Here is a 7015-nt window from a genome sequence, read left to right as displayed (position 1 = left end):
CATACCATTTATCATACTGATGTCTGTAAACTTTTGGCCTGGTTTTTCAGTGCACTATGCTCTCCCTGGTCAGATATATGCAGTACTTACTATGGCGTTGGTCGGTTATGTTGAAGAAGTAATATTTCGTGGCTTATTATTCAAAGCGATAGAGAAAGATAGTGTGAAACAGGCGATTATAATTTCTCCAATCACTTTTGGAGCTGGTCATATCATAAACTTACTTACAGGCCATGCTGCATTCGACACCCTTTTGCAGATAGCCTATGCAATAGCAATTGGCTTTGCTTTTGTAATGGTATTTTATAAGAGCAAGAGTATATGGCCTTGTATTATTACGCATAGTTTTATTGATGTAGCATCAATGTTTTCAGGGGAAAGTTCGAAAACACTCGATATTGTAATATCAATTGTGATTATCGTTGTAGCCGGTGGTTATGCTTTATATTTAGGTGGAACGGCTACAAAAGAACTATAGATGTTCGAAATCCCAGTTTGTCGAGATAAAAGCTAATCAAAAGCAGAGGTGTCAAAGCCTCTGCTTTTTTGCCGCATTTCCTCAGAACTTTTTTCTGTATCTAATATAGATAACTCACAGAAACGATAGAGCGATTTTGTTTCTTAAATCTGTTCGCACTTGCCCAAAATCATATTATATACAGAGAATTAACTATATTATATACAGTAATTTTTTGAGCGAGTGCCGGAAAAATCGAACTGAGGAAATCTTGCAGTTTTTGAAGAAGCTGCCAGGAGATGAGAATCCATCGCAGCAAGGTACCGAACATGATTTTTAATTTTGAGAGTTAATTCATATTTACTTTGGTTAGCTGTTGGTGTTGAGCTTGATAATGTTTCTCATTTTGCCTATGTTGCCATAATCACATGCTTACTACTAGTTATGCTTAATCATTTTCATATGTTTTTGAGTCAATTTATGGGAAAAGGTGGCAATTTACTGATTGCGTTTGTCGAATGTTTATTTATCGTTTTTGCGACAAACAAAGCTTTTCTAAACGTACTTTGGATGCCAATTGCACTTCCAGTTAACTTAATTTTTGAATTTGAACTTCCAAGTTTTCTAGCCTTATTAGGTTACGTTATCCTATTTTATCTTGGAAATTTAGTAATGGTTAGTAGGATGAAACATCTAAAATAACCCAGACAATCTATTTTTGTCTGGGTTTTATTTGTCAAAATTCTGTAAAAATCAAGTGAGTTCAGTTTTCTTTTGAAAGATTATAGTGTTTTTGATATAATCAAAAAATAACAATGATAGCGTTTTCTTTAGGGGGATTAGCATGAAATACATCCAAGTAACAAAAGAAAATTTAGAAGAAGAGCATATTTGCTGTGCCCTTTCAAATAACAAGGATGCGCAAGTGGTGTCTAAAAAAGCTTGGCTTTCTGAGCGTTTTGATGATGGACTGGTGTTTTTAAAAAGAATCGAGCGTGGCAAATGTTTTATCGAGTATATTCCTGCTGAAAATGCCTGGAATCCGATTGAAGCTAAAGATTACATGTATATTGATTGTCTTTGGGTTTCGGGGAGTTTTAAAGGACATGGCTATTCGAATGATTTGCTTGGGACTTGCATCTCTGACAGTAAGTCTAAGGAAAAGAAGGGCTTATGCATTTTAGCAGCTGCTAAGAAGAAGCCATTTCTTGCTGAACCAAAGTATCTAAAACACAAAGGCTTTAAGGTGGCTGATGAGGCTGATAATGGTATTCAACTTTGGTACTTGCCATTTGATGATGATGATGATGTTGTGCCAAGTTTTAAAGACTGTGCCAAACATCCTCAGGTAGAAGAAAAAGGTTACGTTTTATATTACACGAGCCAGTGCCCGTTTAATGCAAAGTACGTTCCAATATTAGAAGAAACTGCTAGAGAGCATGGAATTGCTTTTAAGGCTATCCATCTTACTAGCAAGGAAGAAGCACGGTCGGCACCGACACCGATTACAACTTATGCTATTTTTTATAATGGTGATTACGTGACAAATGAGCAAATGAATGATAAGAAATTTTTAAAATTAGTATAGAGATTGGAGGATAAGTAAGCCCAATTTTTAAATGATTAGGGAATAATAGCTTTTAAGTTTAGGAGGAGAGTATTATGAATAGAGAACGTGGAGTTGCAGTTGCAATGTGTATTGGTGTCCTTATCGGAGCGTTGATTGGTGCCTTAACACATAGCATTGGCTTGTGGACGTCACTTGGGATAGCTTTCGGACTTATTGCTGGTCTTTTGTTAAGTGAAGACGATGATGATAGCGATAATGAATTTGACTAATTTTTATGGGGAAAATAAAAGATTAGCACTGAAAGCAGTAGTTCTTTGTAACTGCTGTTTTTTTGTGTTACAATGCAGGTATCATAATATTCTGATAATTAGAAGGAGGTTTCTAGGATGAAGACAGTGCTCGTGACGGGTGGAACGGTTTTTGTGAGCAAGTATACGGCAGATTACTTTGTGAAAAAGGCTACGATGTTTATGTACTTAATCGAAATAGCAAAAAACAAGTCGATGGTGTAACTTTGCTTAAAGCTGATAGACACGATTTAGGCAATCGACTGAAAAACCTTCATTTTGATGTCGTTCTGGATGTGACAGCTTATAATGCTTCTGATATTTCTTGTCTCATCGAAGGACTTGGGTCATTTGGAACATATATTATGATTAGTTCAAGTTCTGTTTATCCAGATGATGGAGCACAGCCATTTTTAGAAACCTCTCAACTCGGGGATAATAAGTTTTGGGGACAATATGGTTTAGACAAGATTGCGGCTGAAAAGCAACTACTCGAGCTTGTTCCAGATGCTTATATTTTACGTCCACCTTATTTGTATGGACCGATGAATAACGTCTATCGCGAAGCTTTTGTTTTTGATTGTGCCGAAGATGATTTGCCTTCTTATCTGCCACGCAAGGGTGAATTAAAATTGCAATTCTTTTATATTAAGGATTTGTGTCGCATGATGGAAAAAATCATCGAAAATCAGCCAAAAGAACATCTTTATAATGTTGGAAATAGCGAAGCCATAAGTGTTCGTCAGTGGGTGAAACTCTGTTACGCTTGCAGCAATAAAATTCCAGAATTTATTGGGGTTTTTGATGAGGTCAACCGGCGCAATTACTTTAGTTTTTACGATTATGAGTTCTTTTTAGATGTAGAAAGGAAAAAAGCTCTTGCCTGATTTGACACCAATAGCAATCGGCTTAAAAGAATCCTACACATGGTATGAAAATCATGTTTTTGATATCAAAAAGAAACCATTTTTTGATTATATTGAAGCGCATTTGAAGAATACCGCGCGTGATAACTGACCGAGAAGAATTAGCTGAACAAAGAAAGAGGTCATAGTATGGCAGCTGATATGGAATACAAATCTATCCAGAGTTTCAAGTGCAGTGATTTGGAGCATTTGTTCCTTTCGGTAGAGTGGTCTTCGGGGCATTACCCTGAAAAGTTAGTTCTTGCTATGCAGAATTTTAGTACTGTTTATTCAGCGTGGGATGGTGACAAATTGGTCGGTTTGATTTGTGTCATGGATGATGGCGTGATGAATGCTTATATTCATTATCTGCTTGTAGACCCTGATTATCAGGGTCATACTATTGGCAGTCATTTGCTTCAACTGGTCAAGGAAAAATATAAGGCATTTATGAGACTTGCCGTGATTGGCTATAATAAAGAAATCAACTTTTATGAAAATGCAGGTTTTGTCAAAAGCGAAAACTGTTCAGCGCTGTTTTTGACATCTTTGTGGACATAGAGTGTTGTCAATGGGCGATAGAAAAGGTAAATAGATGAAAGAATTTTAAAAATTAGAGAGAAAAGGAACAGTAAATGAACATCGAAAATCTTGAAAAATGGCATTTCGAGCTGACCGAGAAAGCTTGTAATACTTTGCTTGACTTGGTTTTAAAAGGTCAGAAGAGAGCAACGTCAAGCAGCTTAGCAGCCTTTGAACTTGGTGATGAAACTATACCAAAAGAAGGAGAGTTAAGTGTCATTACTGATTGGGATGGCAATCCTCGTTGTGTGGTGAGAACAAAGAAAGTGCACATCCTTCCTTATGAGGAAATCACTTATGACCTTGCTAAGCTTGAAGGCGAAGATGAAACGTTAGACTCTTGGAAAAGAAGCCACGAGCGTTTCTTCACTCGTGAGGGAGAGATGCTTGGGTATCACTTTTCACCGCAAATGCCAGTTGTCTTTGAAGAGTTTGAAATTGTAGAAGTTTTGTAGAAAGTAGGTATTTGAATAATTTTAATATCTGAGGTGAAAATCTCAGATGTTTTTTATGAAAAAATCAGAATTTTTCCTACTGACCGTTTTTTATTATCTTAGATAAGCGTATATCAGCATGTATCACTTATATTTTAGCTAGTTAGTGTTTTTTGGCCAAAATTTTTAAAAAAAGCCCTTAGAGGAGCAAAAAAGGGGTAAATATTGCAAATTTTCATGTCAATATCCCTAGAATTCTAACTTTTGGTGTGATAAAATGGTAACGTCAGTTCTCGTAAGCGTCTGAGAACAAATAAAAGTGGGAGGAAAAGATGGACGCTTTTAAATATATTAAGCCAAAACTGTTTAGTACTCTTAAAAATTATTCGGGTGCGCAGTTTGCAAAAGACCTTGTTGCAGGGATTATTGTGGCAATCATTGCCTTACCATTGTCAATTGCCTTAGCGATTGCATCAGGTGTTAATCCAGAACAAGGTCTTTATACTGCCGTTGTCGCAGGTTTTTTTATTTCATTTTTAGGTGGTAGCCGTGTCCAAATTGGTGGACCAACTGCAGCATTTGTTGTTATTATCTACGGTATCATTGCTCAATATGGTATGGCAGGTCTTACTATTGCAACATTCTTAGCTGGTATCATGATGATTATCATGGGGCTTCTTCGTTTTGGAGATTTGATTAAATTTATCCCTAAAACAATCACAGTTGGATTTACTTTGGGGATTGCTGTTGGTATTTTTGTTGGACAACTTAAAGACTTCTTCGGACTAAGCATGGGTGCAGTTCCAGCTGAGTTTGTTGAAAAAATGGTTTCATATGCTCAACATTTAAATACAGTTCACTGGCCAACACTTATGATTGGTATGATTGCATTGCTCATCCAAATCTTCTGGTCTCGTGTCTCTCAAAAAATCCCTGGTTCACTTGTTGCTATCATCGTGACAACAGCGATTGTTGGATTTGGTCACTTGTCAGTTAAAACAATTGGTGACTTGTATACTATCAAAGCTGGTTTGCCAACATTCACAATGCCTGAATTGTCATTTGGTCTTGTTCGTCAAATGATTTCACCAGCCTTTACAATTGCAATTTTGGCATCTATCGAATCACTTCTTTCATGTGTGGTTTCAGATGGTATGATTGGTAGCCACCACCGTTCAAATGCTGAATTGGTTGGACAAGGTGTTGGTAACATGATGTCTGCTTTGTTTGGTGGTATTCCTGCAACAGGTGCGATTGCTCGTACAGCAGCTAACGTTAAAAATGGTGGTCGTACACCGATTGCTGGTATGACTCATGCTGTAACTCTACTGTTAATTCTTTTGTTCTTGATGCCATATGCGTCACTTATTCCAATGAGTTGTTTGGCCGCTATTTTGATTATGGTTGCTTACAATATGAGCGGATGGCGTACATTTGTTCACATGCTTAAAAAAGCGCCTAAGAGTGATATCGCGGTTTTGGTGATTACACTTGTCTTGACAGTATTCTTTGACCTTGTTGTTGCCATCGAGTTTGGTATGGTTTTGGCTGCCTTCCTATTCTTAAAACGCATGTCAGATGTTGCTGCCGTTCGTCAATGGGTTGATAAAGATAGCCTTGATGATGCTGAACTTTCTGAAAACACAGATTTGAAACACGTGCCAAGTAACACAGTTGTTTATGAAATCTTTGGTTCATTGTTCTTCGGTGCTGCAAATGGCTTCCTTAACTTTAACCATGAAGAAGGTAAAAATGTCTTGATCCTTCGCATGCGTAATGTGCCTGCTATGGATATTTCAGGACTTGATGCTCTTGAAGAAACACTTGAAATCTGTCAAAAACGTGGCATGACATTGATTCTTTCTCACGTGAATAAACAACCTTATCACGTAATGGAAAAAGCTGGTTTTGTTGAAAAAGTTGGTCAAGAAAACCTTTGTGAAAATATCGATGCCTCGCTTAAACGTGCAGCAAGCCTAGCAAAATAAAGATATAAATAATAACATCCAGCAGACTTGAACTGCACCCCAAAAGTTAGACAAAAAATCTAACGATTGGGGTGCTTTTTGTATGGAATTAACTTACGAAGATAAACTAGAAATCTATCAACTCAGAAAACAAGGTATGTCTTTGCCTCAGCCGGGTCAAACCTATTGAGGGAAGAGGCAGAGCGCGAAAAGCAACACGAATCATCCAAGAATTGAGTGAGCAATTTTCTCTAGCGATGTTACTAGAGATTTTATCCTTACCTCGTTCGAGTTATTATTGCCACATCAAACAACTTAAACAAGTAGACAAAAACAAAGTTCTTAAAGCTAAAATCAAGATGATCTATGATGAGCACAAAGGAAACTATGGCTATCGTCGCATCACTTTGAAACTAAGAAACCAAGGTTTTTTGGTCAACCACAAAAAAGTACAACGCTTAATGAAACGCATGAATTTGGCTGCACGTATTCGTCGTAAACGTAAGTATTCATCTTACAAGGGTGAGATCGGCAAGAAAGCTGATAATCTCATCCAGCGTCAATTTGAAGCTTCAAAGCCTTACGAAAAATGTTATACTGACGTCACAGAATTTGCCATGCCAGCCAGCTCTCAAAAATTATACTTATCACCAGTTTTAGATGGCTATAACAGTGACATCATCGCTTATCAGTTATCCACTTCGTCTAATTTGGAACAAATCAAACGAATGTTAACACAAGCTTTTCCAGATGACCATTATGATGATACGATTCTTCATAGTGACCAAGGGTAGCAATACCAACACCTGTTTT

General features: G+C 37.2%; 9 protein-coding genes and 1 pseudogene. All 10 read left to right on the top strand.

Translation table 11 applies throughout. From position 1 onward, the window contains the following. Positions 1-478: CPBP family intramembrane glutamic endopeptidase (locus tag HMPREF0819_RS03620; RefSeq protein WP_004232440.1), on the top strand; the 478-nt coding region annotated here is incomplete at its 5' end. A gap of 321 nt (positions 479-799) precedes the next feature. Beyond that, positions 800-1159, top strand: a complete 360-nt coding sequence (locus tag HMPREF0819_RS03615; RefSeq protein ID WP_004232437.1) for an ABC-2 family transporter permease — start codon at positions 800-802, stop codon at positions 1157-1159. 142 nt (positions 1160-1301) lie between these two features. Continuing rightward, on the top strand, positions 1302-2045 hold the full coding sequence (locus HMPREF0819_RS09305; RefSeq protein ID WP_004232435.1) for a YoaP domain-containing protein: 744 nt from the start codon (positions 1302-1304) through the stop codon (positions 2043-2045). A gap of 74 nt (positions 2046-2119) precedes the next feature. Further along, positions 2120-2296 (top strand): glycine zipper domain-containing protein, encoded by a 177-nt coding sequence (locus HMPREF0819_RS09045; protein WP_004232433.1) that lies wholly within the window; start codon positions 2120-2122, stop codon positions 2294-2296. Between the two features lie 245 nt (positions 2297-2541). Then, positions 2542-3201: an NAD-dependent epimerase/dehydratase family protein gene (locus HMPREF0819_RS08540; protein ID WP_004232429.1), complete on the top strand. Its 660-nt coding sequence runs from the start codon at positions 2542-2544 to the stop codon at positions 3199-3201. Next, positions 3194-3331, top strand: a complete 138-nt coding sequence (locus tag HMPREF0819_RS08915; RefSeq protein ID WP_004232427.1) for a hypothetical protein — start codon at positions 3194-3196, stop codon at positions 3329-3331. Before HMPREF0819_RS08540 ends, HMPREF0819_RS08915 begins: the two co-directional genes overlap by 8 nt. A gap of 38 nt (positions 3332-3369) precedes the next feature. Next, positions 3370-3780, top strand: a complete 411-nt coding sequence (locus HMPREF0819_RS03600; protein WP_004232425.1) for a GNAT family N-acetyltransferase — start codon at positions 3370-3372, stop codon at positions 3778-3780. Positions 3781-3854: 74 nt separating this feature from the next. Then, positions 3855-4256 (top strand): ASCH domain-containing protein, encoded by a 402-nt coding sequence (locus HMPREF0819_RS03595; protein WP_004232423.1) that lies wholly within the window; start codon positions 3855-3857, stop codon positions 4254-4256. A gap of 311 nt (positions 4257-4567) precedes the next feature. Beyond that, complete coding sequence (locus HMPREF0819_RS03590; protein ID WP_004232421.1) at positions 4568-6223, top strand: SulP family inorganic anion transporter; 1656 nt, start codon at positions 4568-4570, stop codon at positions 6221-6223. 116 nt (positions 6224-6339) lie between these two features. After that, positions 6340-6993: pseudogene (locus tag HMPREF0819_RS03585) on the top strand (IS3 family transposase); the annotation flags it as partial. Between the last annotated feature and the right edge of the window lie 22 nt (positions 6994-7015).

The organism is Streptococcus equinus ATCC 9812, from assembly GCF_000187265.1.
Classification (GTDB): Bacteria; Bacillota; Bacilli; order Lactobacillales; family Streptococcaceae; genus Streptococcus; species Streptococcus equinus.
Note: the sequence above shows the minus strand (reverse complement) of the source record. Positions and strands in the feature narration are given on the sequence as shown.